General features: G+C 63.8%; 23 protein-coding genes, 1 pseudogene and 1 riboswitch. Of the genes and pseudogenes, 12 read left to right on the top strand and 12 right to left on the bottom strand.

Going from position 1 to position 26,610, the window contains the following annotated elements; translation table 11 throughout:
• Positions 1 to 2 precede the first annotated feature (2 nt).
• Complete coding sequence (locus NKJ26_RS26420; RefSeq protein ID WP_352698213.1) at positions 3 to 884, bottom strand: HpcH/HpaI aldolase/citrate lyase family protein; 882 nt, start codon at positions 882 to 884, stop codon at positions 3 to 5.
• A 3-nt stretch (positions 885 to 887) separates the two neighbouring features.
• The gene (locus NKJ26_RS26415) at positions 888 to 1,340 is read right to left on the bottom strand and encodes a MaoC family dehydratase (protein ID WP_352698211.1); all 453 of its coding nucleotides are present in this window, start codon (positions 1,338 to 1,340) and stop codon (positions 888 to 890) included.
• A gap of 153 nt (positions 1,341 to 1,493) precedes the next feature.
• Here NKJ26_RS26415 and NKJ26_RS26410 point away from each other — a divergent pair, with 153 nt between their 5' ends.
• The gene (locus tag NKJ26_RS26410) at positions 1,494 to 2,618 is read left to right on the top strand and encodes a DUF2336 domain-containing protein (RefSeq protein ID WP_352698209.1); all 1,125 of its coding nucleotides are present in this window, start codon (positions 1,494 to 1,496) and stop codon (positions 2,616 to 2,618) included.
• Here NKJ26_RS26410 and NKJ26_RS26405 read toward each other — a convergent pair.
• Positions 2,615 to 4,681 carry an FUSC family protein gene (locus NKJ26_RS26405; RefSeq protein WP_352698207.1) on the bottom strand — a complete coding sequence of 689 codons (2,067 nt, stop codon included), beginning with the start codon at positions 4,679 to 4,681 and terminating at the stop codon, positions 2,615 to 2,617. The two genes, NKJ26_RS26410 and NKJ26_RS26405, sit on opposite strands and share 4 nt — an antisense overlap.
• A gap of 44 nt (positions 4,682 to 4,725) precedes the next feature.
• Positions 4,726 to 6,774 (bottom strand): DNA topoisomerase IV subunit B, encoded by a 2,049-nt coding sequence (gene parE, locus NKJ26_RS26400; RefSeq protein ID WP_352698205.1) that lies wholly within the window; start codon positions 6,772 to 6,774, stop codon positions 4,726 to 4,728.
• A 238-nt stretch (positions 6,775 to 7,012) separates the two neighbouring features.
• Between parE and cpaB the strand changes: the two genes are divergently transcribed.
• The 10 genes from cpaB to NKJ26_RS26350 all read left to right on the top strand — a co-directional run bounded on the left by cpaB (position 7,013) and on the right by NKJ26_RS26350 (position 17,385).
• On the top strand, positions 7,013 to 7,939 hold the full coding sequence (gene cpaB, locus NKJ26_RS26395; protein WP_352698203.1) for a Flp pilus assembly protein CpaB: 927 nt from the start codon (positions 7,013 to 7,015) through the stop codon (positions 7,937 to 7,939).
• 85 nt (positions 7,940 to 8,024) lie between these two features.
• The gene (locus tag NKJ26_RS26390; RefSeq protein ID WP_502903203.1) at positions 8,025 to 9,440 is read left to right on the top strand and encodes a type II and III secretion system protein family protein; all 1,416 of its coding nucleotides are present in this window, start codon (positions 8,025 to 8,027) and stop codon (positions 9,438 to 9,440) included.
• A 4-nt stretch (positions 9,441 to 9,444) separates the two neighbouring features.
• On the top strand, positions 9,445 to 9,714 hold the full coding sequence (locus tag NKJ26_RS26385; protein WP_352599036.1) for a hypothetical protein: 270 nt from the start codon (positions 9,445 to 9,447) through the stop codon (positions 9,712 to 9,714).
• 43 nt (positions 9,715 to 9,757) lie between these two features.
• Complete coding sequence (locus tag NKJ26_RS26380; protein WP_352698199.1) at positions 9,758 to 10,972, top strand: CpaE/TadZ family protein; 1,215 nt, start codon at positions 9,758 to 9,760, stop codon at positions 10,970 to 10,972.
• A complete protein-coding gene (locus NKJ26_RS26375) occupies positions 10,969 to 12,387 on the top strand; it encodes a TadA family conjugal transfer-associated ATPase (protein WP_352698197.1) in 1,419 nt (472 codons plus the stop codon). The genes NKJ26_RS26380 and NKJ26_RS26375 overlap by 4 nt, the downstream gene beginning before the upstream one ends.
• 5 nt (positions 12,388 to 12,392) lie before the next feature.
• Positions 12,393 to 13,358: a type II secretion system F family protein gene (locus tag NKJ26_RS26370; RefSeq protein ID WP_352698196.1), complete on the top strand. Its 966-nt coding sequence runs from the start codon at positions 12,393 to 12,395 to the stop codon at positions 13,356 to 13,358.
• 1 nt (position 13,359) lies between these two features.
• A complete protein-coding gene (locus NKJ26_RS26365; RefSeq protein ID WP_352698194.1) occupies positions 13,360 to 14,322 on the top strand; it encodes a type II secretion system F family protein in 963 nt (320 codons plus the stop codon).
• A 33-nt stretch (positions 14,323 to 14,355) separates the two neighbouring features.
• Entirely contained in the window at positions 14,356 to 15,222 is an 867-nt protein-coding gene (locus NKJ26_RS26360) for a PA3715 family protein (protein ID WP_352698192.1), read from the top strand.
• Between the two features lie 249 nt (positions 15,223 to 15,471).
• Entirely contained in the window at positions 15,472 to 15,945 is a 474-nt protein-coding gene (locus NKJ26_RS26355) for a tetratricopeptide repeat protein (RefSeq protein WP_352698190.1), read from the top strand.
• A 273-nt stretch (positions 15,946 to 16,218) separates the two neighbouring features.
• Positions 16,219 to 17,385 carry a GGDEF domain-containing protein gene (locus NKJ26_RS26350; RefSeq protein WP_352698188.1) on the top strand — a complete coding sequence of 389 codons (1,167 nt, stop codon included), beginning with the start codon at positions 16,219 to 16,221 and terminating at the stop codon, positions 17,383 to 17,385.
• A 10-nt stretch (positions 17,386 to 17,395) separates the two neighbouring features.
• On the opposite strand, the gene gcvP is transcribed toward NKJ26_RS26350, so the two are convergent.
• From gcvP to gcvT, 3 genes are read right to left on the bottom strand one after another with little or no spacing between them, the layout of a single operon-like run.
• On the bottom strand, positions 17,396 to 20,206 hold the full coding sequence (gene gcvP, locus NKJ26_RS26345) for an aminomethyl-transferring glycine dehydrogenase (protein ID WP_352698186.1): 2,811 nt from the start codon (positions 20,204 to 20,206) through the stop codon (positions 17,396 to 17,398).
• Between the two features lie 17 nt (positions 20,207 to 20,223).
• Complete coding sequence (gcvH, locus tag NKJ26_RS26340; RefSeq protein ID WP_352698184.1) at positions 20,224 to 20,592, bottom strand: glycine cleavage system protein GcvH; 369 nt, start codon at positions 20,590 to 20,592, stop codon at positions 20,224 to 20,226.
• 5 nt (positions 20,593 to 20,597) lie between these two features.
• Positions 20,598 to 21,698 carry a glycine cleavage system aminomethyltransferase GcvT gene (gene gcvT / locus NKJ26_RS26335; RefSeq protein WP_352698182.1) on the bottom strand — a complete coding sequence of 367 codons (1,101 nt, stop codon included), beginning with the start codon at positions 21,696 to 21,698 and terminating at the stop codon, positions 20,598 to 20,600.
• Positions 21,699 to 21,847: 149 nt separating this feature from the next.
• Positions 21,848 to 21,934: riboswitch (glycine riboswitch) on the bottom strand.
• A 244-nt stretch (positions 21,935 to 22,178) separates the two neighbouring features.
• On the opposite strand from gcvT, the gene NKJ26_RS26330 reads away from it, so the two are divergent.
• Entirely contained in the window at positions 22,179 to 23,180 is a 1,002-nt protein-coding gene (locus tag NKJ26_RS26330; protein ID WP_352599058.1) for a hypothetical protein, read from the top strand.
• An 83-nt stretch (positions 23,181 to 23,263) separates the two neighbouring features.
• Here the strand turns inward: NKJ26_RS26330 and NKJ26_RS26325 are convergent, their stop codons facing one another.
• The 5 genes and pseudogenes from NKJ26_RS26325 to NKJ26_RS26305 form a co-directional block, all read right to left on the bottom strand.
• A complete protein-coding gene (locus tag NKJ26_RS26325; protein ID WP_352698180.1) occupies positions 23,264 to 24,055 on the bottom strand; it encodes a molybdopterin-binding protein in 792 nt (263 codons plus the stop codon).
• 1 nt (position 24,056) lies between these two features.
• A complete protein-coding gene (locus NKJ26_RS26320; RefSeq protein WP_352698178.1) occupies positions 24,057 to 24,938 on the bottom strand; it encodes a cytochrome b/b6 domain-containing protein in 882 nt (293 codons plus the stop codon).
• A gap of 114 nt (positions 24,939 to 25,052) precedes the next feature.
• Entirely contained in the window at positions 25,053 to 25,718 is a 666-nt protein-coding gene (locus tag NKJ26_RS26315) for a DUF1345 domain-containing protein (RefSeq protein ID WP_352698176.1), read from the bottom strand.
• A 25-nt stretch (positions 25,719 to 25,743) separates the two neighbouring features.
• Positions 25,744 to 26,211, bottom strand: coding sequence for a YaiI/YqxD family protein (locus NKJ26_RS26310; RefSeq protein ID WP_352698174.1), 468 nt, complete (start codon positions 26,209 to 26,211; stop codon positions 25,744 to 25,746).
• 124 nt (positions 26,212 to 26,335) lie between these two features.
• Positions 26,336 to 26,610 (bottom strand): annotated as a pseudogene (locus NKJ26_RS26305) (S-(hydroxymethyl)glutathione dehydrogenase); the annotation flags it as partial.

The following is a 26,610-nucleotide window of genomic DNA, read 5'->3' as shown; positions in this document are numbered from 1 at the left end:
GACTAGGCGGAAATGCCCGCCGCCCTTGCGCGCGCCAGAAGCTGCTCGGCCAGCCGCAAATGCGGGCGGTCTACCATCTTGCCGCCGATGCCGACGACGCCCGGATTTCCGGCCGCCTGGAACGCCGCGACAATGGCCGCCGACTGTTTCACGGCCTCGGCCGATGGCGTGAAGGCGGCGTTGATGACGGGCACCTGATCGGGGTGAATCGCCATCTTGCCGGTGAAGCCGTCCCGCTCCGCCTCGGCGCATTCCGCGGCGAAGGCTTCCATGTCGCGAAAATTCGGAAACACGGTGTCGATCGCCGCGACTTCCGCCGCTCCGGCCGCAAGGATGGTCATGGCGCGGGCGAAGCGGAACACATCGGTGTAGCGGCCGTGCTCGTCGCGGGCGGTGCGCGCACCGATCGCAGCCGACAAATCCTCTGCTCCCCAGGTGACGCCGGCAAGCCGCGCGCTTGTCCCGGCATAAGTCGCCGCCGCCAGCACGCCCGCCGGCGTTTCGGTGACGATCGGCAGGATTTTCGTCACGCCGTCGGCCAGGCCGTTTTCGGCCTCGCGAACCCTGAGCTTTGCCGCAAGCTGCTGGACATCCTGGCCGCTGTTCGACTTGGGCAGCATGATGCCCTCGGGCCTTGCCGGGACCAAAGCCGTCAGATCGTCATCCGTCAGCCCGGTCGACAGATCATTGACCCTGACGTAGATCGCCGAACTCGTTTGCGTCCTGCGTTCCACGATGAAGCGCGCCGCGATCTCGCGGGCGCGCAATTTGTTTTGCGGCGCCACGGAATCTTCGAGATCGACGATGACCACGTCGGCCCCGGTGGCAAAACCCTTCTCTAGCTTCCTTTCGGAATCGCCAGGGACGAACAACAGCGAGCGCATCCGTCAGGCCGCCTTCTTCAGCATCATGGCTTGCCTCGTGCATTTGGCGACGAGGTCGCCATGCTGGTTGTAGGCACGGTGCTCGAACTCGACGATGCCGCGATCGGGCTTTGACTTGGATTCGCGGACTGAAATGACTGTCGTTTCGACGCGGATAGTGTCGCCATGGAAGACCGGATGCGGGAACACCGTTTCCTTCATGCCGAGATTGGCCACAGTCGTGCCGACCGTGATGTCGTTGACCGAGATGCCGATCATCAGCCCGAGCGTGAACAACGAGTTGACCAGCGGCTTGCCCCATTCGCTCTTGGCGGCGAAATCGAAATCGATATGCAGCGGCTGCGGATTCAGCGTCATCACCGAAAACAGCATGTTGTCGCTCTCGGTGACGGTCTTGCGCAGCGTGTGCTGGAAGACACGGCCGGCGACGAACTCCTGGAGATAAAGCCCGGCCATTTTCGTTCTCCTTAGCTGCTTGCGGGTTGATAGGCGCTGCAAACCCGGCTCGCAAGCCAGTTAATAAACATGGTGAACCGTTCGTAAACCATTTCTGCGTACCGTCTTCAACGGGGTCAGAAAGCTTCTGGCAAGGGGCGTTAGCAGGCGGGCATGGTTGTTGTTTCGCATTTCCTGAAATGGATATACACGGCCAGGGTATCGGAGCGAGCCGCCGCGGCAAGCGCGCTGGCCCGAGCCTATGTCGATGCCGACATGCCGTTCGAGGACCGCTGCGCGGCGGAAGCGGCGCTGACGCTGCTGCTCGACGATGCCTCGTCGAAGGTGCGGTTGGCGATGGCCGAAGCGCTCTCCATGAGCCACCACGCACCGCCGCAGATCATCAGCGTGCTGGCCTCCGACCAGCCGGAAGTCGCCGGCATGGTGCTGGCGCGTTCGCCGCTGCTCACCGACGCCGACCTGATCAACCGCGTGGCGGCGAGCCAGAAGGCAACGCAGAAGCTGATCGCCGACCGGCCGCTCGTCTCGATGGCGTTGTCGGCGGCCATTGCCGAAGTCGGCGAGGCGGAAGCCTGCGCGGTGTTGCTGGCCAATAGCGGCGCCGATATCGCCTCGCTGAGCTTCCGCCGCATGGCCGAACGCCACGGGCATCTGCCGCCGGTCCGCGAGGCGCTGATATCGGACGCCCGCCTGCCGGCCGACTGCCGGCACATGCTTCTCGTCAAACTCGGCGAGACGCTCAAGACCTCACCACTGGTCATGGCCTTGATGGGGGCCGCACGCGCCGACCGCCTCATGCGGGACGCCTGCGTCAAAGCTTCGGTGACGCTGATCGAGGGCACGCGCCGGGAAGAGCATGCCGCGCTCATCGAGCATCTCAGGCTGCGCGGCGATCTCACCGCGAGCTTCCTCATCCGCACCATCGCGCATGGCAAGGTCGATTTCTTCGGCTCGGCGCTGGTCGCGCTCAGCCAGCAGTCCGGGCAGCGGGTGAGAACGCTGCTGGCCGGCGGGCACGACGTGGCTTTGCAGGCGCTGTTTCGCAGCGCCGGCTTGGCCGCCGCCACGCACGCCATCATCCTGCGCGCGCTGAAGATCTGGCGTGAGGTCGCCAACGGCAAGCGCGTCGCAGGCGTCCAGGAAGTCAGCTGGCTGATGCTCAAGGATCTGGGCGGGCAGTCCGCGGAAGGCGATCTCGCCGCCCTGGTCAAGTCGATCCATCTCGATGCGCTGCGCGAGAATGCTCGAGATCATGCGCTGGCGATCGCCGCTGCTTAGCCTTTATACCTCGCAAAGAAATCGGGGAAATCTTCCATCGCCGCGGCAATGATGCGCAGCGATGCGGCCGTTTGCAGTAATTCGGCCGTGCCGTTGCGCTCAGCAATGCCTGCCGCATACTGCCGGGCGACGGCGATGGTCGACGTCTGCGGATCACCGGGGGCGTGGAAGAGCAGTTCGCGCGCCAGTCCTCTCAGAAAGTTAGTGATCGAAAGTGCGGTCTCGGATGGAATCGCGTGGTCCTGGCTTGGGCTGCGAAGCCTCAGGATTTCCAGGCCGACCGTGACGGCGGCGACGGCGCCACCCAGAACCGCTTCGCCCTTTCTCCCGGAATTCTGCACCAGCGGCATCAACTGGTTGATCCGGTCATAGGCGAGGCTCTCGAAGGCGGAACGCCTGGGCACCCGCTCGTGCAGGCAAAGCCGCGCCAGATCCTGGCGCATGGCGCGCACGATGCGGTTGGCGGCGCGCGATGGGTCGGCGGGCAGCACGACGATGAAAACGGCGATCGCGAGCGGGATGCCGACCAGGATCGACGCCGAGCCGGCGAGAAACGGCCCGGGGTCGTAGGTCATCGCCTGATGCGGACTGAGGAAGGCGAGAAAGTTGATGGCGAAGGCCGTCGCCACGCCGACAAAGCGCGGATTGGCCATGGCCAATGCGGCCGGCACCAGGATCGGCACCACAAACAGTGTGAACCAGCCGAAACCGGGCAGGGCGGGGAGCGCGACCTGGCCGACCAGAAAGGCAAAGGGGAACGCCAGCAGCGTTCCCTTGAAGAAGCCCCAGGACACCTGCACCGGGTCGGGGCGAGCGGCAAACAGGCTCGACACGACGGCGACGAGGATGACGGTGCCGGCCGCTTCCGACCATTTCGTCGTCAGCCAGAAGGCGGCAACCAGCAACGTGGCCAGGGCGGCGCGCACGGCGTTGCGGAATGCCCCGGGGTAGTCGCGGTGCACCACCAACGCCGGCTGCCTGCCGTCGCGGGTCGGGCGTGTGACAGGCGCGCGCAAGGCATCGAGACCGCGCAACGCCTGTTTTAGCGCTTCGGCGAAATCGGCGGCGATGATGAGGCGAGTGATGGTGCCGACCCTGTCGTCACCCTGATCGGCGGAGGCATCGGGCATTTGCCGGGCCTTGCCGGCAATCGCGTCGAGCCGTGCTATCCACGGCGACGTATCGTTCAATGCGCCGGGCTTGGTTGCCAGTTCGCCGACGAGGGCCTGCAACTCCGAACGCACCGGAATAAGTGCCGCGTTTTTCGGCGCTGCGTGCGCATGCAGCGCGCGTGCCGCCGACAGCGCCGAAAGCAGTTGCCCGATGGTGCGGCGTACCGGATGCGCGCGCGGCGCGAAGCTTGGCGCCTCGAGCCTGGCGTAGGCGCGCATTTCGCCAAGCGTCTGGGTGTCGGCGACGAGCTTTCGATGCAGGCCGGAAAGCGTTGCCGGGTCACCGCCGGAGAACGCACCGCCGGCATAGGTGGCGAGATCGAGAATGCAGCGTTTCAGCCGCGAGATGATGGCGTCGCTGGCCAGTTTGGGCAGGATCAGCCGGCTGGTCAGGCCGGCGCAGACGATGCCGAGCACGATCTCGGCGCAGCGCGCGACCGCGAGGTCGACGACGAGATGCGGTTGTCCGAAGGCGGGCAGACCGATGATCATCGCGGTGTAGCCAGCAAGGGCGGCGCCATAGGCTTCGGGATTGCGCAGCAGCGAAGAGACGAGGGTGCAGATGCCGATCCAGACGGCAAGCGCCGTCACCAGCACCCAGGGATTGGGGCCAAACACCGTGGTGATGCCGATCGCCGCGATGCCGCCGGCAAGCGTGCCGAGCAACCGGTAGAACCCCTTTGCCAGCACCATGCCGGCAACCGGCTGGGCAACGATGAACACTGTCATCATCGCCCATTGCGGATGATCGAGCTTCAGCGCATAGGCGGCCAGAAGCGCGATCAGGCCGGCCGAAACGGTGCGCAGGGCAAAAATCCAGTCCGAGCGCGTCGGCTGCGTCAACCCACTGAGCCTCGTCTCGAAATAGGTTTTCAGCCGTGCCCAGGTCACATGCTGGTCTCCGCATCAGAAGCGCAGGCTAGACCGGCTGGCGGCTAGATATCCAGCACTTCCGTCGCGGCGAATTCGGCGCGTTCCTGGATAAAGCGAAAGCGCGCCTCCGGCTTGGTGCCCATCAGCGCGTCGACCGCATCCTTGGTGGCTGCCTCGGCATCGATCACATCGACCCTGAGCAGCGTGCGCTTTCTCGGGTCCATGGTGGTTTCCTTGAGCTGCGAGGCCATCATCTCGCCTAGGCCCTTGAAGCGACCGAGCTCGACCTTGCCGCGGCCGGTGAATTCGGTGCGCAGAAGCTCGTCCTTGTGGGCGTCGTCGCGGGCGTAGGCGACCTTGCCGCCTTGGCGGATCGAGTAAAGCGGCGGCACCGCGAGATAGAGATGGCCACCGCGCACCAGCGCCGGCATCTCCTGATAGAAAAAGGTGATCAGCAGCGAGGCGATGTGGGCGCCGTCAACGTCGGCGTCGGTCATGATGATGACCCGGTCGTAACGCAAATCCTCGTCGCGATATTTTGAGCGCGTGCCGCAGCCCAGCGCCTGGGTCAGGTCCGATATCTGCTGGTTGGCGGCCAGTTTGTCGTTGCCGGCACTGGCAACGTTGAGGATCTTGCCGCGCAAGGGCAACACTGCCTGGCTGGCGCGGTCGCGCGCCTGCTTGGCCGAGCCGCCGGCCGAGTCGCCTTCGACGATGAAGAGCTCGGCGCCGGCGGCGGCATTTTGCGTGCAGTCGGCGAGCTTGCCGGGCAGGCGCAGCTTGCGCACCGCGCTCTTGCGCGACACTTCCTTTTCCTGGCGGCGGCGGACGCGTTCGTCGGCACGCGCGATCACCCATTCGAGCAGTTTCGAGGCCTCTTGCGGATTGTCGGCCAACCAATGATCGAACGGATCGCGGATCGCGGTTTCGACGATGCGGATCGCCTCGATCGTCGCCAGCCTGTCCTTGGTCTGGCCGACGAATTCAGGCTCGCGGATAAACACCGACAGCATGCCGGCAGCCGAGATCATGACGTCTTCGGAGGTAACGATCGAGGCGCGCTTGTTGCCGACGAGGTCGGCATAGGCGCGCAGCCCCCGCGTCAGCACGTTGCGGAAGCCGGCCTCGTGGGTGCCGCCTTCGCCGGTCGGGATGGTGTTGCAGTAGGAGTTGATGAAGCCGTCGCCGCCGAACCAGGTCACTGCCCATTCGAGCGAGCCATGGCCGCCTTGCCTGTCGCTTTTTCCCGCGAAGATTTCCCGCGTCACCTGGAATTCGTCGCCGAGCGAGGCCTTGAGATAGTCCTTCAGGCCGCCGGGAAAATGGAACTCCGCCTTAGCCGGTGTCTGATCCTTTTCCTTGATCAGCGAGGGATCGCAGGTCCAGCGGATCTCGACTCCGCCGAACAGATAGGCCTTCGAACGCGTCATGCGGTAGAGGCGCGCCGGCTCGAAGGCCGCGCCCTTGCCGAAAATCTGCTCGTCGGGGTGGAAGCGGGTCTTGGTGCCGCGGCGATTATGGACCTCGCCAAGGTGCTCCAGACCGCTCACCGGGATACCGCGCGAAAAACGCTGGCGGTATAGCTGACGACCACGCGCGACTTCGACCTCGAGATGGTCGGACAACGCGTTGACGACGGAGACGCCGACGCCGTGCAGGCCGCCCGATGTCTCATAGACCTTCGAGTCGAACTTGCCGCCCGAATGCAGTGTCGTCATGATCACTTCGAGGGCCGGCTTCTTGAATTTCGGATGCGGATCGACCGGAATGCCGCGGCCATTGTCGGTGACGGTCAGAAAGCCGTCGGCCGAAAGCTCGACATCGATGAAGGTGGCATGGCCGGCAACCGCCTCGTCCATCGAATTGTCGATGACCTCGGCGAAGAGATGGTGCATCGCCTTGTCGTCGGTGCCGCCAATATACATGCCTGGCCGGCGACGCACCGGCTCGAGACCTTCGAGCACCTCGATGTCGGCGGCGCTGTAGCCTTCACTGCCATCCTTGATCGCGGCAGGACGCTTCGTGGCTTGCACGAGCGGATCCGCCGGGCGCGCCGGCGTGCGAGCCGGCTGCTTCTCCAGACTGCCGAAAAGATCGTTGTTGTCGTCCATGCCTGCCATAGGGTCCGGTGCTGCGAATCACTCGCCGATACTGCCACGCTTTTCGGCGCCAGGCGACGGAGGTTCCTGTTACGTTCGGGGATTTACCTCCTCTTATCCTAAAACCATTCGATAACCAAGCGGGCCGAAATAGCTCTGACACCGCCGCGCGGGATTCCTGATTCTTTAACAATGCCGCCTAGCGTGACCTCCAACATAACAAGAAACGACGGGCATCAGGGGTTTCGGCGTGAGGGGCAAGGCCATTACGATGATCGGCATCGCCGCCGTTTTCGGCGCGATCTCGATCTTTGCCGCGGATTTCTGGGTCAAGAGCCAGGCCAAGGCCGATGCCCAGGAGAAAACCGCGTCGATCGCCGCTCCGGCCGCGCCCACGATCGAGTTCAAGACCATCGTGGTCGCGAATGCGCCATTGCGCTACGGGATGGAACTCGAGCGCGCCAAGCTCAACGAAATCCCCTGGCCGCAGGATTCCCTGCCGCAGGGCGCCTTTGCCACCATCGACGGATTGCTCGGGGAGGGCGGCCGCGTGGTGCTGTCGCCGATCGAGGTCAACGAACCGGTGCTGCTCACCAAATTGTCGGGGCTGAACGGCCGCGCGACGCTCTCCAACATGCTGACGCCCGGCATGCGGGCGGTGACCATCCGCACCGACGAGATCGCCGGTGTCGGCGGCTTCGTCACGCCGGGCGACCGTGTCGATGTCGTGCTGACGCGCGATGCCGGCGAAATCCAGGAAGTGGCCAAGAACGCGCAAGGGGCGGCCGGTTCGACGATAACCTCCGAGATCGTGGTCGCCGACGCCAAGGTGCTCAGCGTCGGGCAGGGCGCCGACGAGCGCCAGACGACGCCCCAGGTCGCCAACTCCGTGACCCTCGAGGTGACGACCGAAGGTGCGCAGAAAGTTGCGCTTGCCCGCACCGTCGGCACGCTGTCGCTGTCGCTTCGCTCCGCCAGCGAAGGCGGCGAGGGCAAGGACGGCGTCACCACCATCTCTTCCTTCGGCGGATCGGTGGCAGCCAAGGCCCAGGCCGCGGCCGGCTCGCTGTTCGAGGCGATGACCAAGGAGCCGGAGAAACCGAAATTCAAGACGGTCATCGTGACGCGTGGCACGAAGGCCGAGGAATATCAGGTTCCTGCGCGGGACCAGAAATAGGAATATCAGGTTCCTGAGTGGACCAGAGCAGGACCGGTGGGGACCGGACGGGACGGGAACAATGTTCAGGCAACTTCAATATCGAATGGCAAGCCGGCCGCGTTTCGTGCGTGCCCTGGCGATTTCACTGGCCGCCAGCGGCTTGCTCGCCTTCGCCGGCGCCGCCAAGGCGGACAATGACGTCGTCCATGTCTCGTCGACCAGGAATGCGTCGATCAAGGTCGCCAAGGGCAAGCCCAAGACCATCATGACCAGTGCGGCCTTTTACCAGATCGTCATCGGCGATCCGGAGATCGCCAACGTCAATCCGCTGACAGACAAATCCTTTTATGTGCTCGGCAACAATCTCGGCACCACCGGCATCGCGCTATTCGACGAGAACAAGCAGCTCGTCGGCACCGTCGACATCGAGGTGACGCTCGACACCGACCAACTGGCGAACACCATCCGCGCCAGCGTGCCGGACGCCAGGATCAAGGTCGGCTCGGCCAATGGCCGCGTCGTGTTGTCGGGCGAGGCGGATGACGCGGTCGCCGCCGAAAAGGCAAACAAGATCGCGACGCGCTTTTCCGGCACCGAGGAAGTGATCAACTCGGTCAACATCTCGTCGTCGCAGCAAGTCCAGCTCAACGTCCGCTTCGTCGAGATCAACCGCCAGGCGAGCCAGGACCTTGGCGCCAAATACGCCGCCAATTTCGCCTATGGCATCGGTGGGCGCAATGTTGCGTTGCCCGCGGGGTCAATAACGGCGGCAGGGACAGGCGAGATCATCGGCAAACTTTTGTCGAATGGCGTCTCGATCGACATCGCCATCAAGGCGCTGGAAGAGCGGGGCCTTGCCCGTCGGCTGGCGGAGCCGAACCTGATCGCCCGTTCCGGCGAGACGGCAAGCTTTCTGGCCGGCGGCGAATTCCCGATCCCGGTTTCCGAGGAGAACGGCAAGATCTCGGTCAGCTACAAGAAATACGGCGTCAGCCTGGATTTCACGCCGACCGTGCTCAAGGACGGGCTGGTCAGCCTCGACATCGCGCCGGAAGTTTCCTCGATCGACGCGTCGGCCTCCTACAATATCGGTACCATCTCGGTGCCCGGCTTCATCGTTCGCCGCGCCAGGACCTCGGTCGACCTGAAGAACGGCCAGAGCTTCATGATCGCCGGTTTGCTGCAATCGCAAAATGACATCACCACGTCCCGCATTCCCGGCCTCGGCAAGATGCCGGTGCTTGGATCGCTGTTCTCGTCGAAATCCTATCAGCGGCGCGAGACCGATCTGGTGATCATCGTCACACCCTATCTGGTTAAGCCTGTCGATCCGTCGAAGAAGCTCGCGGAGCCGACAGACGGCACCCAGCCGGCCAGCAATGTCGACTACTTCCTCAACAACACCGAGGAAGTGAAGGGCTCCGATGCCGGCCGTGCCGTCGCGCTGGCCGATGGCCGTGTCACGCAGCCCGCGGCGGCCACCACGGCCGGTCATTTCCTCGACCTGCCGAAGGATTGAAGCCATGCGTATGGTCTTGAGATCGAGCATCGCCCTGCTTTTTGCCGGCTTCGCCGCCGGCTGCACCAGCGATGACTATGTGCGCAGCGAAGGGATGACGTCCGGCGCTGGTGACGCGCAGGCCGCCAACACCGTCATGCAGATGGTCGATCCCTGGAAATACGGCGTCCAGAACACGCGGCTGCTTGTGCCCGCGCAGCGGGGCAACGCCGCTGCCGTCACGCCCGACCAGGCGGCTGCCGCGAAGGCATCGCAGTCCTCCACAAGCGACTGATTTAACGGACAATCCAACAGGCGACGACCGACAGGCAGGCAGAATGGCAAACGGCATCAAGACCAAGAAGATCCTGCTCGTATCGACCGACGGGACTTTCGTGCAGGACACGCGGACCGCATTCGCCGCCTCCGAGGTTATCCAGCTGTCGACGGTGGACAAGAATCTCACCGAATTGCGCGGTGAGATCCAGGAGACCGACTTCGGCGCCATTATCGTCGACATGGATGCGGCAAGGCTGGACGAGATCGACGCCCTGCAGCGCGTCATGCGCCGGCTGGAGGGCAAGGTGCCGGTCGTGGTCGTCACCCAGGAGTTCAACGCCGCCGCGGCGCGCATCCTGGTGCAGCTCAAGGTCGCGGATTTCCTGGTCAAGCCCATCACCACCGCCGACCTCGTGCGCTCGGTGGTACGGGCACTGCAGGGGCCCGGGCGGGAGGAAAACACCGAATCGCAGATCTACACCTTCATGCCGGCCGCGGGCGGCGTAGGCACCACGACGCTGGCCTTGCAGACGGCGTTCCAACTGCATCATTCGGTAACGCGCGGCGCCTCGACATGCGTCGTCGACCTCAACTTCCAGCAGGGGGCCTGCGCCGAGTATCTCGATCTGGAACCACGCTTCGACATCACCGAGATCGAAAACCAGCCCGAACGCCTGGACCGGCAACTGCTCGACGTCATGTTGTCGAAGCACGCCAGCGGACTTTGTGTTCTGGCGGCGCCGACGCAGCCGGCGGAAATGCGCTCGTTCAAGACCGATGTCGTGGTGCGCATGCTGGATCTCGTCTCGGCCTATTTCGACAATGTCGTCATCGACATGCCGCGTACCTGGTTTCCATGGACGGAGACGGTGCTGCTCGGCTCCAACAAGCTCTATATCGTCGCCGAAATGACGGTGCCGTGCCTGCGCCACACGCAGCGGCTGATCCAGGCGGTCTACGAGACCGCGGGCAAGGAAGTGAAGCCGAACGTCATCGTCAACCGTTTCGAACAGAAGATGTTCGACAACGGCATCAAGCAGGCGGACGTCCAGGAGATACTCGGCGAGCATTTCGTCGGCGGCATCGCCAACAATTACCGGCTGGTGCGCGAGGCGGTCGATCGCGGCGTGCCGCTGCACGAGATCGATCCGAACGCCAATGTCGTCAACGATCTGAAGAAGATCATCCTTCCGGAAGAGGCGGTCTCGATCGGCGGCAAGTCGAGGTCGCTGTTCAGCATCGGCAAAGGCCTGCTGAAGAGGAGGGCCGGATGACCAGCCGTTTTTCCACGCTGCAGAACCGCGACGCCCGTCCGCAGCGCCCGGCGGAATCAACGCCGGTCGCGCATGCGGTCGTCATCCCGAGCAACCGAAAAACGTCGCCGGCAAGGGCTGAGGCAGCACCGGCGAAGAACGCCAACAAGGTGCTCGATGCCCGGGTGCGCATTCACCGGTTGCTGCTCGAGGAGATCAACCTTGTTGCGCTGGAGCGCTTGCCCAAGGACGAGATGCGCCGGCAGGTGCATGATTTCGTGTCGGAAAAAACCCGCCAGGAACGAATGGCGATCAACACCGCCGAACTCGATGCGCTGGTCGACGACATCGTGGACGAGATGGTCGGCCTCGGTCCGCTCGAGCCGCTGCTCAAGGATCCCGAGATCAACGACATCCTGATCAACGGCCATCAGAACTGCTTCATCGAAAAGAAAGGCAAGCTCCAGCAGGTCCATATTCCGTTCAAGGATGAGGCGCATCTGCTTAGAATCATAAACAAAATCGTCGCGGCGGTTGGCCGCCGCGTCGACGAATCGCAGCCCATGGTCGATGCCCGCATGCTGGACGGCTCGCGTTTCAACGCCGCCATCCGCCCGGTCGGCGTCGACGGGCCGCTGGTATCGATCCGCAAATTCTCCAAGAACAAGCTCGGCCTGCACAAGCTGGTCGAATTCGGCGCCATCACCCAGAATATGGCCGAAGTGCTGGCCGCGGCGGTTCATGCCCGCAAGACGACGATTATCTCCGGCGGTACCGGCACCGGCAAGACGACGATGCTCAACGCGCTGTCGGCGTTCATTCCGGAAGACGAGCGGCTGATCACAATCGAGGATGCGGCGGAACTCCAATTGCAGCAGCCGCATGTCGCGCGCATGGAAACGCGCCCCGCCAACATCGAAGGCCATGGCGAGCTGAAGCAGCGCGACCTCGTCAAGAACGCGCTGCGCATGCGCCCCGACCGGGTCATTCTCGGCGAGTGCCGCGGCGAGGAAGCATTCGACATGCTGCAGGCGATGAACACCGGCCATGAAGGATCGATGGCGACGATCCACGCCAACACGCCGCGCGATGCCATTTCGCGCCTCGAACAGATGCTGGGCATGACCGGCATGCCGATGACGGTGCAGTCGATCCGCAGCCAGATCGCCAGCGCCATCGACATCATCGTCCAATTGACCCGGCTTTCCGACGGCAAGCGCAAGGTGACGAGCGTCGCCGAGGTGACCGGCATGGAAGGCGACGTCATCCAGATGCAGGAGATATTTCGCTTCGTGCGCACCGGCATGGATGCCGATGGCGGGATTCTTGGGTATTTCGAGGCGACCGGCATTCGGCCACGCTTCCTGGAGGATCTGCGCGCCATGGGCATCGAGTTTCCCGGACGCTATTTCGAACCCGGCCGGCCGCAGGAGTAGCCAAGGTGTTGGACGGGTTCAGCGCGATCTATGTGGTTTATGCCGGGGCCGCGCTGACCGGCATCATGGTCGCCGAGGCCTGCTATCTTCTCTATGCCGGCCGCAGCGACAAGCGTACCGCCATCAACCGGCGCATGAAACTGCAGGAAAACAAGATCAGCCAGGAGCAGGTGCTGATCCAGCTGCGCAAGGAACGCGGCCTCGATGCGGGCACCTCGCTGTTCTCGCCGGACCGGTTTCGCGCCCTGCGCACGCAATCGGGCATGATCATGCCGTTGTCAAAGTTCCTGATGATCACCTCGGGTGTGGCGATGGCCGTGGCCTTGCTCGCCATCTCGTATGGTTCGTCCCTGCTTGTCGGACTTGTGCTTTTTGTCGTGCTGGTGCCGGTGCTGCCTGTCATGGCGATGCGCTTCAAGCGCAAGCGCCGGCTCAAGCGGTTCGGCATGCAATTGCCGGAAGCGCTCGAACTGATTACGCGCGGCCTGAAGGCCGGTCATCCGGTGCCGGTGGCCATCGCCATGGTGTCGCGCGAGATGCCCGATCCGATCGGCACCGAATTCGGCGTCATCGCCGATGAGGTCACGTATGGTTCCGATCTAGTCACGGCGTTGAATTCGCTGTTCGACAGGGTCGGCCATGAGGATCTGCCACTGTTCATAACCGCCGTCTCGATCCAGTCCAGTTCGGGCGGCAATCTGCGCGAGATCCTGGACGGCCTGGCGTTGACGATCCGCGAGCGCGGCAAGCTGCGCCGCAAGGTGCGCGCCATTTCGACCGAAGGCCGCATGTCGGCCTACATCCTGACGGCGATACCGGCGCTGCTGTTTGCCGCCATCATGGCGCTGATGCCGACCTTCTACCGCGATGTCTGGGATGAACCGAAGACCTGGTACCTGATTGGCGGATCGATCGCCTGGCTGATGCTTGGCAATCTCATGATGTTCAAGATGTCGAATTTCCGGTTCTGACATGCGGGCCCTGGTCGAATTTCTCGCCTCGCTCGCACCCACCTCATTGGTGCCTCTGGCCATGCTGATGCTTGTCGCGGGCGCCGTCGCGGTTGCCTGGCCGATGGTGGTGGCGAAGGGCGACCGCAACGACGTCAAGCGCCGGCTCAAGGTCGACGCGCCCGTGGCCGCGAAGCCCGAGCCGGTGCAGAAGAAGAATTCAAACGTCGTGCGCGAGAAGGCCGTGAAGCGGGCGCAGGAGTTCTACGCCAAGAGCGACCCGGAAAATGTCGCCCGGTTGCGCATGAAGCTGATCCTGGCGGGTTACATGGAGCCGCGCGCGGTCGGCATGTTCTTCCTGATACGTTTTGCGGCGCTCGTCGGCGCCGCGACCGGCGCCTTTGTCGTCAATCATTGGATGGCCAGCCCCGACGCGACGATGACCAGCCGCTGGGCATTCGTCACCCTTTCAGGCGTGGCCGGCTACTTCCTGCCCGGTCTGGTCCTGACGCAGAAGGTGCGCGAGAAGATGCGCGAATACCGCAACGGCTTTCCCGATTTCATGGACCTGATGATCGTCTGCTCGGATGCCGGCATGAGCATGGAGGCCGGCATCGAACGGGTCTCGAAGGAACTCGCCAAGACCTATCCGGCGCTCAGCCAAAACCTGCAACTGGTGTCGCTGGAACTGAGGGCGGGGCGCAGCCTCGACGATGCGCTGAAGGCGCTGGCCGAGCGCCTGAGCCTGGATGAGGTTCGCTCGTTCGCAACGCTGTTGCAGCAGTCGAAGGAGCTTGGCACCAGTCTCTCGGGTGCGCTGCGGGTCTTTTCCGATGAAATGCGCCACAAGCGCATGTCGCTGGCCGAGGAGAAGGCACACGCCTTGCCGGCCAAGATGTCGGTGCCGGTCACGGTCTGCATCCTGCCGGTGGTGCTGATGATCGCGATCATTCCGATCATCGTCAAACTGACGGGCGCCCACTAGGCTGCGCTGGTATTCAGGTGATGCCGGCCTGCAATGGGCAGGCTGCCTGCGTTACGACGGGAGAATCCCATGCGAATTCTGTTGCCTACCTTCCTCAGCCTCGCGTTCATCAGCCTGTCGCCCGCCCAGGCCGCTGGAAGCGATTGCGGCGATGCCGCCGCTTTGGTGCAGCAAGCCTATCCCAAGGCCCGCAAGAACGCCGACGGCGCCTCGTTCACGCTCGAACCCCACACCAGCATCGCCCTGACGTCTGCATATGGCGACTCGCCGGGGCTGGTCTGCAAGATCTGGCCCGCCCATGACGATCTGCTGTTGGTTGCGGTGCCGCTGATGGATAGTTCCCAACCCAGCGATTACGCGCATGCCGGCGATATCGAGCTTCTGGTCGTCGACCGGAAAAGCCGCAAGGTGCGCCAGCGCCTGCTGCAGCCCGGGCTGATGAATGATGATGCCATCGCCATCCGCAAGGTGGAACTCGATACCGGCCGGTATGCGCTGGCGCCCGATGTCTCCGCCTTCGGCCTGCGCATCGAAATGGCGAACAATTCGCTGCCTAACCCCTTCAGTGAGACCGACCTGCGGCTCTATGCCGTCGACGGCGATTCCTTGCGGATGGTGCTCGATGGCCTGGTCGTGGCCGGCAATGGCGGCGAGGGCGATACCAATTGCGCCGGATCCTTCCATACCAGTCAGGTGAGTCTGGCGATGAGCCCGGCCAAACATGATGGCTACCACGATATCACGGTGGTCGAACGGATGGATACCGACAATCCGTTGCCCGATAACACTGGCGAGTGCCAGTCCCATCCCGGCAAGTCCGTGAGCCAAACCTATCGGCTGCGCTATGACGGCAGCCGGTATACGGTTCCGGCGGGGCTCAAGGGCCTGGAACCGGAGTGACGCGGCCAGCGTATTTGCCGCAGGGGTCTTCGGGAAACAGGCTTCGCTCGAACGCCGTGCGCGCGATGGCACCATGTTCCTGCAGCCATGCCGCCACTACGGTTGTCATAGCTGCGGCCCGCGCCCACTGGTTAATGGCTGGTGTGCTCGAAGCCCCAATTTAAGCGCGTTTCGGCACCGAAGCTTAATCGCTCGGATGTAATGTCCTTCCTGAAGAACGACCCGGCAAATCGGGCGACGGGGCAGGGCATGCGTCACACGAGGTTCACGGCGGCGGCCGTCGCGATAGCTGCCGTCTTTATGGTCACCGGCTGCTCGACCAGCGCTGTCGATACGACCAAGACCACGGCCATTCAGCCAGCGGCCGGGGATGTCAGCGCATCCGATCTGACCGAAGGCAAGGCGCAGTTTCGCGACGCCAATTATGGCCTCGCCGAACAGCATTTCCGCAAGGCCGTCGAGTTGAAGGCCGACAACGCCGAAGCCTGGATGGGGCTCGCCGCCGCCTATGACGAACTCGGCCGCTTCGACTTTGCCGACCGCGCCTACGACCAGCTGCTGAAGGTCGCCGGCCGCAAGCCGCAGATCGTCAACAATATGGGCTATTCGCAATTGTTGCGCGGCAACAGGAAGAAAGCCAGGGTGCTGCTGCTCGAAGCGAAAGCCGGCATGGCCGACGCTACCGTCGTCAACGCCAACCTGGCCCTGTTGAACAGGGGTTGATGTCGTCCGCTGCCGGCGCCCGCCATGATTGTTTTCGGGACAGCTGCCATCGACGCTTTGTAAACCCTATCCGCAGGTTGAGCCGAAAGATCCGCTGAAAAATGACATTCGAGGGCTGTCGCTGACCTAGAATGCAGCGCAACCGCCGACGCTGGAGCGGACGCAAATGAATTGAACCCGGCATCCCGCTCTATCTATTTGTTCTAGCCGCATTTCTGCTACGCCACGCGCCGCCGCTTGGTTGCAAGATGCTCTAAGGGGCCCTCGCCTGATATGTTGGACTTCAGTTCGCTTCTGCTCGCGGCTGCGCTGTCGGGCACCTGCCTCAGCATCACCATGTTCGCGATCTGGCTCACCGCGCCGCGGGCAGGCTTCGTCCTGACGGTGGCATGCGGCATTCTCGTGCTCGTCGCGCATGTGATCCTGTTCTGGCGCTACACCAGGGAGCCTGATCCGCTGCTTTGCCAGATCGCGCTTGCACTGCTCAGCCTGGGGTTCCTGATCATCTGCCTGTCGACCATGCAGTATCTCGGCGTGCCGGATTACAGGCGTGTCGTCTTGCCGACGCTTGTTGCCATGCTCGTCTGCGCGACCGTGACCTTGCTGGGCTTCGATGGAGTTGGCTTCATTGTCACCTACACCACTGTGACTGCACTGTTGTCGGCGATCGGCGCCATGTTCTGGGTCAATGGCAGTCACGATCGCCGGATCCTGCTGGTGGTTTCGTTTCTGAGCGGCACCTGCGCGCTATCGTTCGCGCTTTGCGCGCTGGTCCTGCTGACCAAGGGGCAGTGGACACTCGCGACCGCGCCCGACAACTGGGCCGAACGGCTGAATTCGGTCGTGGCGGTGGCTTGCATGACCGGCCTCGGTGCATTGACGCTCTCCCTCCATCATCTGCAGGCGCAGATCGAACTGAAGGCAGAGACCATGACCGATCCATTGACCGGGCTGATGAACCGGCGCGGGTTGACGTCGCTCTATGGCGAGCGGACGTTTGGTCCGTTCATGTCGGTTGTCATGTTCGACCTCGACCACTTCAAGAGGACCAACGACATTTACGGCCATCCGGTCGGGGACCAGGTTCTGTGCCGCTTCGCCGCGGTCATCAAGAAATATGCCAGGACCGGTGTCGATGCCTTTCGCCTCGGCGGCGAGGAATTCGCAATCGTCATGTCGCGGATGACGGAAGAGCGGGCCTACGATTTCGCCAGCAAGATCGGCGTTGCGTTCGGCACTGAAATCGTTGCCACCCAGCACGGTCCGTTGCGCAGCACGGTGAGCGGCGGCATCGGCTTTGGCGCGGCCGACGGCAGCACGCTCCACGAGGTGCTGGCCGAGGCCGACGCGGCGCTCTACGCCGCCAAGCGCGCCGGGCGAAACTGCGTCGTCAGCCGCACGGGAGCGGGCAAGGCCGAGCCGGCCTTGCGTTCGGCGTAGTCCAAAAAGACTATTCTGCGGCTCCCAGATAATCCGACAGAGGCGGGCAGGAGCAGACCAGGTTGCGGTCGCCGGCGACGTTGTCGATGCGCGATACCGGCGGCCAGTACTTTGCTGATGTGTCGGCATCGCCGGCGGGATAGGCCGCTTCCAGGCGCGAATAGGGATGGATCCACTGGCCGGCCAGCGCCTCGGCGGCGGTGTGCGGTGCGTTGACCAGCGGATTGTCGGTCAAGGGCCATTCGCCCTTGGCCACTTTCGCCGCTTCGCCCGCTATGGCGATCATCGCCTCGCAGAAGCGGTCGAGTTCCCGCTTGGGCTCGGATTCGGTCGGCTCGACCATCAGCGTGCCGGCGACCGGGAACGACATGGTCGGCGCATGGAAGCCGTAGTCGATCAAGCGCTTGGCGATGTCGTCGACACTGATGCCGGCGCTGTCCTTGAGCACGCGGGTGTCGAGAATGCACTCATGCGCGACGCGATCGTGCCTGCCCTTGTAGAGCACCGGGAAATGCGCGCCGAGCCGCGTCGCCACATAGTTGGCGGACAGGATCGCCGTTTCGGTCGCCTGCTTGAGGCCGGACGCCCCCATCATGCGGATATACATCCAGGTGATCGGCAGGATCGAGGCGCTGCCGAAGGGGGCCGCCGAGACGGCATGAGCCGAGCCTTCGGTGACGTGGCCGGGCAGATACGGCTTCAGATGCGCCTTGACGCCGATCGGGCCGACGCCGGGGCCGCCGCCGCCATGCGGGATGCAGAAGGTCTTGTGCAGGTTCATATGGCAGACGTCGGCGCCGATGTCGCCGGGACGGGCCAACCCGACCAGCGCGTTGAGGTTGGCGCCGTCGAAATAAACTTGCCCGCCATGCTCGTGGATCAGGCCGCAGAGATCGCGCGCGCCTTCCTCGAACACGCCGTGCGTCGACGGATAGGTGAACATCAGCGCCGCGAGGTTTGGCGCGTGTTGGGCCGCCTTGGCCTTCATGTCGTCCATGTCGATGTTGCCGTCCTCGGTGCAGCGCACGACGACGACGCTCATGCCGGCCATCGCGGCGCTCGCCGGATTGGTGCCATGCGCCGAGGACGGGATCAGGCAGACGGTGCGGTGGTTGTCGCCGCGCGAGCGGTGATAGCCGCGAATTGCGAGCAGCCCGGCATATTCGCCCTGGCTGCCGGCATTGGGCTGCAAGGTGACGGCATCGAAGCCGGTGATCTCCGACAGCCAGCCTTCCAGTTCACCGATCATGGCGCGATAGCCGGCCGAATGCGCTGATGGCGCGAAGGGATGCAGATTGGCGATTTCAGGCCAACTCACCGGCATCATCTCGGCCGCGGCGTTGAGCTTCATCGTGCAGGATCCCAGGGGAATCATGGCGCGGTCGAGCGCCAGGTCCTTGTCGGCCAGCCGGCGCAGGAAGCGCATCATGTCGGTTTCCGACTTGTTTTCGTGGAAGACCGGCTGGGTCAGAAACTCCTTGCCGCGCGGCTTGCCGGGTACCGTGCTGTCGGCCGGGGCACCCGCCTTGGCGCCGAACAGGGCCGCGATGGCGTCGAGGTCGGCATCGGTCGAGGTCTCGTCGAAGCTGATGCCGACATGGTCGGCGTCGATAACGCGCAGCAGCCGGCCGGTCTTTTCGGCCGCGGCGGCGATCTGCGCGGCCTTGCCCTTCGCCTCCACCGTCACCGTGTCGAAGCGGCTGGCGCCGACGACTGATACGCCTGCCGCATCGAGGCCGCTTGCCAGACGGTTGGCCAGCGCGTGGATGCGCCCGGCGATCGCCTGCAATCCGGCGGGGCCGTGCCAGATGGCGTAAGCGGTCGCCATATTGGCGAGCAGCGCCTGTGCGGTGCAGATGTTGGAGGTCGCCTTGTCGCGGCGGATATGCTGCTCGCGCGTCTGCAAGGCAAGCCGGTAGCCGGGCCGGCCCTTGCTGTCGGTGGACTGGCCGACGAGGCGACCCGGCATCAGCCGCGTCAGCCTGTCGGAGACGGCGCAATAGGCGGCGTGCGGGCCGCCAAAGCCCATCGGCACGCCGAAGCGCTGCATCGGACCGACAGCGATGTCGGCGCCGAGCTCTGCCGGCGGGTCGGTCAGCGTCAGGCCGAGCGGGTCGGCGATGAAGACGACCAGCGCGCCGGTCGCGCGAGCCCTGTCGATCGCCGCCTTGTGGTCGCCATAGACGCCAAACGTGTCGGGCCAGGAGACGAGCAAGGCAGCGGTGTTGTCGTCGATCGTCTCGCCGTCGATCTCGATGCCGAGCGGTTCGGCACGGGTGCGCACCACGTCCAGCGTCTGCGGATGCGGCGTGCCGGCAAGCGCCACCTTGGTGCGCTTGTCGCGATGGTGGCGCAGCGCGATACCGACCGCCTCGGCCACGGCGGTCGCTTCATCGAGCAGCGAGGCCGAGGCCACCGGCAGGCCGGTCAACTCGGTGACCAGCGTCTGGAAATTGAACAGCATTTCGAGGCGGCCCTGGCTGATCTCGGCCTGATAGGGCGTGTAGGCCGTGTACCAGGCCGGGTTCTCGAATAGGTTGCGCTGGATGACCGGCGGCACATGGACGCCGTGATAGCCGGCGCCGATGAAGCTCTTCAGCACCGTATTCCCGGCCATCGTCGCCGAAAGCTCGCTCAGCGCTTCCGCTTCGCTCGCCGGTGCGGGCAGGGCAAGCGGCCGGTCGAGCCGGATCGACTTCGGCACGGACTGGCTGATCAGCGTTTCGACGGAGGGCACGCCGATGGCGGCGAGCATGGCTCTGGTGTCGTTGAGGCTCGGGCCGATATGGCGGGCCGAGAAGGGGTAGGGTGCTGCGGTCATGTCAATAAGTCCTGATATCAGCCGATATGGGCTTTGTAGGCAGCTTCATCCATGAGGCCGGCGAGCTGGGTTTCGTCGGCGAGCCTCATCTTCCACAGCCAGCCGGCGCCGGTCGCGGCCGAGTTGACCAGCGACGGGTCCGACGCCAGCGTGCCGTTGGCCTCGGTGATTTCGCCGTCGACCGGCGCGTAGACGTCTGAAGCAGCCTTGACGGATTCGACCACGACGGCGGTGTCGCCCTTGGCGAGCTTCCGGCCGGTTTCCGGCAGTTCGACGAAGACGAGATCGCCGAGCTGCTCCTGCGCGTAGTCGGTGATGCCCACGGTGGCGACACCGCCCTCGACGCGGAGCCACTCGTGATCTGCGGTGAAATAGGTTGTTGCCATGGAGATTATCCTTTGCGGTAGCGATGCGGTGTGAAGGGCAGGGAACTGATGTCGACAGGAATTTTCGTGCCGCGCACGTCGGCGAAAAGCCGTGTTCCGGGCTTTGCCAGCGGCGTCGCGACGTAGCCCATGGCGACGGGATGGCCAGCCGAAGGGCCGAAGCCGCCTGACGTGACATGGCCGGCGGGATTGCCGCCGGCGTCGAACAGCGCTGCACCGGCGCGCACAGGCTGACGGCCCTCGGGCTTCAATCCGACGCGCTTTTGAGAAGGACCGCGCTCCAGTATGGCGCGCAGCGCGTCGGCGCCGACAAAAGAACCAGTGGCGCGGATGTCCTTGGGAATCGCCCACATCAGCGCAGCACTCGCCGGATCGATCTCCGCGGTGAGATCCTGGCCGTGCAGGCAGAGCCCGGCTTCCAGGCGCAGGCTGTCGCGGGCGGCAAGGCCGATCCACGCCACGCGTTCATCTTCAAGCAGCTTCGCGACGAGATCGCGCGCATCAGCCTCCGGCAAGCCGATCTCGAAGCCGTCCTCGCCGGTATAGCCCGACCGGCTCATGAACCAGTTTTCGCGCGGCTCGACACCGTGCATGAACAGCAGCGAGCCGGTCTCGATGCCGGCGCGCGAAAGCGCCGCCCAGGCTTCGGGACCCTGGATGGCCAGGAAGACGCGGTCGAGCGACTCGATCCCGGCATCGAAATCGACTGCCAGGGCACGCAAATGCTTCTCGTCGGCGGTGGCGTTGCCGGCGTTGGCGACCACCATGAACCTGATATCGCCGAGGCGGGTGACGATGAGATCGTCCAGAATGCCGGCTGCTTCATTGAGGAAGAAGGACAGTTTGGATTGCGAGGTTTCGAGTGCGCTGGCATCCAGCGGGCAAGCGCGGTTGAGCAGCGCGACTGCACCCGGTCCGCTGACCTCGAACAGCTTCATGTGCGAGATGTCGAACAGGCCGGCATGCTCGCGGGTGTGAAGGTGTTCCTTCATGACGCCGGCCGGATAGGTCAGCGGCATCGACCATCCGGCGAACGCGCCAAAGCGCGCACCGGCGGCCATGTGGATGTCTTCGAGGGGAAGGTGTTTGGTGTCGTCGCCCGTCATGTCATCTCCAGAGTCGCACGCAATCGGTCGCGAATGGCGACCAGTCCGTGCCCCTCTGTCTGAAGCCTGAGAGACTCGCGCAGCCGGAACTCTGTCAGCGGCGCTTACACCTTCGGCGCGGGGGCAAGCCCCGACTTTCCAGAGTGTCTTTCCCGTCTACGGTTCTTTTGCCTGAGAGATTTCGGGCGATTTCCCCTTCGGCGACAGCTTTCGCTGCTCTCTCCCGCAAACAGGTAGGACTCAAAACATGAGCCCTCGACGCGCCATCCATAGCCCGTCGACGACACATTGTCACCTGTCAACGACAGCTTTGATGCATGTGGTTCTCCTAAAAACCGCTGCACACTTTTTGGGCGACATGCATTGGCTGACAAGTCTTCGCTAACCACGCCGTTTGCCGGTTTTTCAAGACACTATCGATATATCGGTAGGTGTGACGCTTTGGGGCCGGTGTTTGCCGGCAGCGGACGGGGACGGCAAATGGGCGAATTGATCATGAGTGCGCCGGTGGCGGGGCTGACCTCGAAAACCCGCATCACCGCGGAGGACGTGGCGATGCTGCGTCATGAGGTGTTCGGCGACGGCGTGGTGACGCGCGGCGAGGCCGAGGCGCTGTTCGCGCTCGACGCGACGGCGCGGGACAAATGCGCGGAATGGCCTAAATTCTTCGTCGAGGCGGTCACCGACTACATCATCCACCAGGAAAAGCCGGAAGGCTACATTTCGCAGGACAATGCCGACTGGCTGGTTCGCACGATCTCGCGCGACGGCATGGTCGACAGCCGGACCGAACTCGAATTGCTGGTCCATGTGCTGGAGGAGGCGAAATCGTCGCCGAGCCGGCTTTGCGTCTACGCTCTGGAGCAGGTGGCTCACGCAGTCGTCGACGGCAAGGGGCCGCTGATGCTGGGTGGTGCGCTGGTGCCCGGGCTGATCGCCAAGGCAGAGGTCGAGCTGCTGCGCCGGATCCTGCATGCCCATGGCGGCGACGGCAACATCGCAATCACTCGCGCCGAGGCCGAGGTGCTGTTCAGGATCAATGAGCGCACCGCCCAGGCCAGCAACGATCCGTCCTGGAACGATCTGTTCGTCAAGGCGATCGCCAATTTCGTCATGTGCTCGGCCGGATACGAGGCGCCGACCCGCGAGGTGGCGCTTCGCCGTGATTCCTTCCTCGATCGTGCCGATCCCGAAATCGGCGGCTTCTTCAGCCGCATGATCTCGGGCGGTCTTGCCGGCGTCATCGAAGCCTATCGGTCCCCGGATGACATCGAGGCCGAGTGGGAAGCCAAGAACAGGGCGACCGCGGCGCTGGCCCGCCGCGCGGAGACGATCGACGCCGGCGAGGCGAGGTGGTTGATCGAGCATATCGGGGCGGACCGGCCGCTGCACGAAAATGAACGCACGCTGCTGACACTGATCAAGCACGCCTCGCCGGAAATCCACCCGGCGCTGAAACCGCTGCTCGACAAGGTAGCTTGAAGGACCTTGGGTCGCTTGAAAGACTTTGGGGTCGCTTGAAAGACTTTGGTCAAACCACTGATTTGGCGTGTTATGCCTGAGTCTCAAATCCCGCCGTACCAGTCGTATCCATTGTCTTCCCAGTAGCCGCCGCGGCCGCCGCCGACAGTGGCGAAGCCGTCGACCAGTTCGATCTTGTAGAGGTATTTCGGCATCTTGTAGCCGAGCTGGCGCTCGACTCGGACGCGCAGCGGCGCACCGTTCTCGACCGGCAGCGGCTTGCCGTTCAGGCCATAGGCGAGGATCGTCTGCGGATGGCGGGCATCGATCAGGTCGATGCTGCCATAATATTTGATCTCGCCGGAAAGGCTGCGGTCGATCGTGTCGAGGCAATGGAACATGACGTAGCGCGCCTGCGGCTTGACCACAGCCTGATCCAGCACCAGCGACAGCGGCGTGCCGGTCCATTTGGCGATGCAGCTCCAGCCTTCGACGCAATCGTGGCGGGTGATCTGGGTGCGGCTCGGCATGTTCTGGAGCTGCTCGCGGCTAAGCGACAGCGGCTTCTCGACAAGACCCGAAACCTCCAGCCGCCAGTCGGCGAAATTGTTGCCGAGCAGGCCCTTGTAGGTGTCGTCGTCGGGTGCAGTGACGCCGTTCGGCCGCTGCGGCTGGCGAATATCGGCCTCGGTGAATTCCTGCGCCAGCGCGTCGCGGCCAGCAAGCAGGCGCTGCGCGCGGTATGTCAGGCCATTGGCAGCTTCGAGGAAGCTGCGCAGTCCGCTGCCGACGCTCAACTGGCTGTCGAAGGCGTCGCAACCCGACAGCATCATGCCGGAGGCGCCGAGGCTGGCGGCGGTCAGGAATTTTCTGCGGCTGATCTCGAACTTCGCCATGTCAGGCACTCCTCCTGGACGTCTCGTCATCCTGTGCGGGAGGATCCGTGCGGTACCACCCGGTGATGATCGAACGCAGTTCGTTGATGGGGCCAGCGGCCAGGATCATCAGGATATGGATGACGAAAAAGGCGACGAGCAGCACCATGACGGTGAAATGGATGGTGCGCGCCGTCTGCCTGCCACCGAGCATGTCGTTGAGGAACGGCAGCACCGAGTTCATGCTCGGCGACATCGCCAAGCCGGTGATGATCATCAGCGGCAACAGCACGAACAGCACGCCGCCATAGGCCATCTTCTGGAGCGTGTTATATTCCCGCCTGTGATGGAATCTGAGCCTGGCGTGGTCGACGATATCCCGCGGCAGCCGCTTCAAATCATCGAGACGGGGCGCCAGGTCGCGGCGCAGATGGCCGTTGGCCAGGCTGGCGACCAGCCACACGACCAAGGTCGTCGTCAGTATCCAGGCGAAGAAGAAATGCACCACCCGGGCGGTGCCGAGATCATAGTAGGACGGGATCGTGGCCCAGGATGGAAAGGCGCGGGACGTCTCCTGGCCTGCCGGCCCCGACCAGCCGAGAACGCCGGTGGTGTCGAAGCGGTGCCCGAAGACCTCGGTGTAGCCACGCGGCCCGGCGTCGGTGTTCTCGGCGCCGATGGCGAAGATGGTGTTGTTGTATTCGAAGCCCGACTGCTTGCCGATGTAGAGCTGCGGGCGGGCATTGAATATCTGCAGGCCGGAAAGCAGCATGAAGAACAGCGAGATGGCCCAGATCCAGTGCGTCAGCCGCGTCCAGCGCGACTGCCGGTAGATCAGCGTGTCGCCGTTTGGGGCGATTGTGTCCGCGCCGGCGGCTGATTGGCTCCTGGCAACCGATTCCATCGTGCTCCTGCCTCCCGGTCGGCCGACTTCGAGCCGGCCTCATGCGCTCAACGTTCTCCTCCCAATACGTCGCCAGCCAAAGCGATGTTTCATCCGATCACGAATTTATTACGGCTAACGGAGATTAATGGCGAGATTGACCGCCGCGGCCACGATGACCGTGTTGAAAAAGAAGGAAAGGATCGAGTGAACCATCACGACCTGGCGCATATGCGAGGTCGTGATGCTCGTGTCCGCGGTCTGTGCGGTCATGCCGATGACGGTGGCGAAATAGAGGAAGTCCCAGCCCTCCGGCCGTTTCCCGCCCGGGAAATCGAGGCCACCGACAGGAATCTTCTTCTTTGTTTTGTCATCGAAAACATCGCCGTCCATCCAGTAGACATGGGCATAGTGCATTGCCGCCATCGCATGGATGGTAAACCAGCCAAGCGGCACCGAAACGAGTGTGACCAGGAGCCAAAGCAGAGAGGTGCCCTTGGCGTTGAACAGCAGGAAGATGGCGGTAGCGACGATGGCGACAGTGATGGCAAAGATGCCCAGCAGGGGAAGGTCCGCGTCGCGGGCATTATGGCTGAGATAGCCTGCCTTCAATCGTGGCATCTGCGCCAGGACCAGCGCCAGATATGCAACGAAGAACGCGTTGGCGCCGATCGAAGTCGAATGCGGAGCCGGCACGCCCGAGAAGAGGGCGATCGCCAGGGTCGCCGCGCCCACGCACAAGGCCGCCATGAACTGCATGTGCCGGTGCATCGGTGGTTTCATCGACGTGTCGGTGGCCATGGCCCAGCCTTGGAGGGCGTTCGGATCAGTTCGGTGTGGCGGATTTGAGCGCCCGCCGCAAGATGCGGTCGAGTTCGCCGAGGAAACGCGAGCGGTCCTGCGGCGCGAAGCTGGCATTGTAGCCCTTGCTTTCGCCGGTCTCGCGCAGATGCTGCTTGAGGTCGCGCATCGCCACCGCCATGCCGATCGTTTCGGGCGTGAATGGACGCCCCGTTGGCCCAAGCACGTGCGCGCCGAGCGCCACCGTGCGGGCGGCAAGCGGAATGTCTGATGTGATCACGACGTCATTGGGTTTTGCGTTGTCGACGATCCAGTCGTCGGCGGCGTCGGCGCCTTTGGAGACGACGACATTGCGGATCATCGGATCGCGCGACGGCCGCAGGCCGCCATTGGAGACGTAGGTGACGACGACGCCGTGGCGTTCGGCGACTTTTTCGACCTCTCCCTTGACCGGGCAGGCATCGGCGTCGACGTAGATGGCGGGTGCGGGCATCGTCTCTCCAGAACGAGCAGGGGCCGGAACGTGTCCGGCCCCATGCCTGAAATTCTTACAATCATCAGGCCGGCAAAGCGCCCGATTTCTTCGCGGTCCAGGTGGCGATATAGTCCATCAGGGCTCAGTAAACGACGACGCTTCGGATCGACTTTCCCTCATGCATGAGGTCGAAGCCCTTGTTGATGTCCTCGAGCTTGAGCGTGTGGGTGATCATCGGGTCGATCTGGATCTTGCCGTCCATGTACCAGTCGACGATTTTGGGCACGTCGGTGCGGCCGCGTGCGCCGCCGAAGGCGGTGCCCATCCAGGTGCGCCCGGTGACCAGTTGGAACGGCCGCGTCGAAATCTCCTGGCCGGCACCGGCGACGCCGATGACGACCGACTTGCCCCAGCCGC

The sequence above is a fragment of the Mesorhizobium sp. M0152 genome, assembly GCF_040322415.1.
GTDB lineage: Bacteria > Pseudomonadota > Alphaproteobacteria > Rhizobiales > Rhizobiaceae > Mesorhizobium.
The sequence above is the reverse complement of the archived record's forward strand: the minus strand, read 5'-3'. Positions and strand labels throughout refer to the sequence as shown.

Excerpts from the sequence above, each read along its gene's own strand:
- gcvP (WP_352698186.1), bottom strand. The coding sequence starts at position 20,206 with ATGACCGCAGCACCCTACCCCTTCTCGGCCCGCCATATCGGCCCGAGC.
- NKJ26_RS26330 (WP_352599058.1), top strand. The coding sequence starts at position 22,179 with ATGGGCGAATTGATCATGAGTGCGCCGGTGGCGGGGCTGACCTCGAAA.
- NKJ26_RS26350 (WP_352698188.1), top strand. The coding sequence starts at position 16,219 with ATGTTGGACTTCAGTTCGCTTCTGCTCGCGGCTGCGCTGTCGGGCACC.
- NKJ26_RS26315 (WP_352698176.1), bottom strand. The coding sequence starts at position 25,718 with ATGGCCACCGACACGTCGATGAAACCACCGATGCACCGGCACATGCAG.
- NKJ26_RS26365 (WP_352698194.1), top strand. The coding sequence starts at position 13,360 with ATGCGGGCCCTGGTCGAATTTCTCGCCTCGCTCGCACCCACCTCATTG.
- NKJ26_RS26415 (WP_352698211.1), bottom strand. The coding sequence starts at position 1,340 with ATGGCCGGGCTTTATCTCCAGGAGTTCGTCGCCGGCCGTGTCTTCCAG.
- NKJ26_RS26380 (WP_352698199.1), top strand. The coding sequence starts at position 9,758 with ATGGCAAACGGCATCAAGACCAAGAAGATCCTGCTCGTATCGACCGAC.
- NKJ26_RS26325 (WP_352698180.1), bottom strand. The coding sequence starts at position 24,055 with ATGGCGAAGTTCGAGATCAGCCGCAGAAAATTCCTGACCGCCGCCAGC.
- NKJ26_RS26385 (WP_352599036.1), top strand. The coding sequence starts at position 9,445 with ATGCGTATGGTCTTGAGATCGAGCATCGCCCTGCTTTTTGCCGGCTTC.
- NKJ26_RS26320 (WP_352698178.1), bottom strand. The coding sequence starts at position 24,938 with ATGGAATCGGTTGCCAGGAGCCAATCAGCCGCCGGCGCGGACACAATC.
- NKJ26_RS26410 (WP_352698209.1), top strand. The coding sequence starts at position 1,494 with ATGGTTGTTGTTTCGCATTTCCTGAAATGGATATACACGGCCAGGGTA.
- NKJ26_RS26310 (WP_352698174.1), bottom strand. The coding sequence starts at position 26,211 with ATGCCCGCACCCGCCATCTACGTCGACGCCGATGCCTGCCCGGTCAAG.
- NKJ26_RS26420 (WP_352698213.1), bottom strand. The coding sequence starts at position 884 with ATGCGCTCGCTGTTGTTCGTCCCTGGCGATTCCGAAAGGAAGCTAGAG.
- NKJ26_RS26390 (WP_502903203.1), top strand. The coding sequence starts at position 8,025 with ATGGCAAGCCGGCCGCGTTTCGTGCGTGCCCTGGCGATTTCACTGGCC.
- NKJ26_RS26360 (WP_352698192.1), top strand. The coding sequence starts at position 14,356 with ATGGGCAGGCTGCCTGCGTTACGACGGGAGAATCCCATGCGAATTCTG.
- NKJ26_RS26355 (WP_352698190.1), top strand. The coding sequence starts at position 15,472 with ATGCGTCACACGAGGTTCACGGCGGCGGCCGTCGCGATAGCTGCCGTC.
- parE (WP_352698205.1), bottom strand. The coding sequence starts at position 6,774 with ATGGACGACAACAACGATCTTTTCGGCAGTCTGGAGAAGCAGCCGGCT.
- gcvT (WP_352698182.1), bottom strand. The coding sequence starts at position 21,698 with ATGACGGGCGACGACACCAAACACCTTCCCCTCGAAGACATCCACATG.
- NKJ26_RS26375 (WP_352698197.1), top strand. The coding sequence starts at position 10,969 with ATGACCAGCCGTTTTTCCACGCTGCAGAACCGCGACGCCCGTCCGCAG.
- gcvH (WP_352698184.1), bottom strand. The coding sequence starts at position 20,592 with ATGGCAACAACCTATTTCACCGCAGATCACGAGTGGCTCCGCGTCGAG.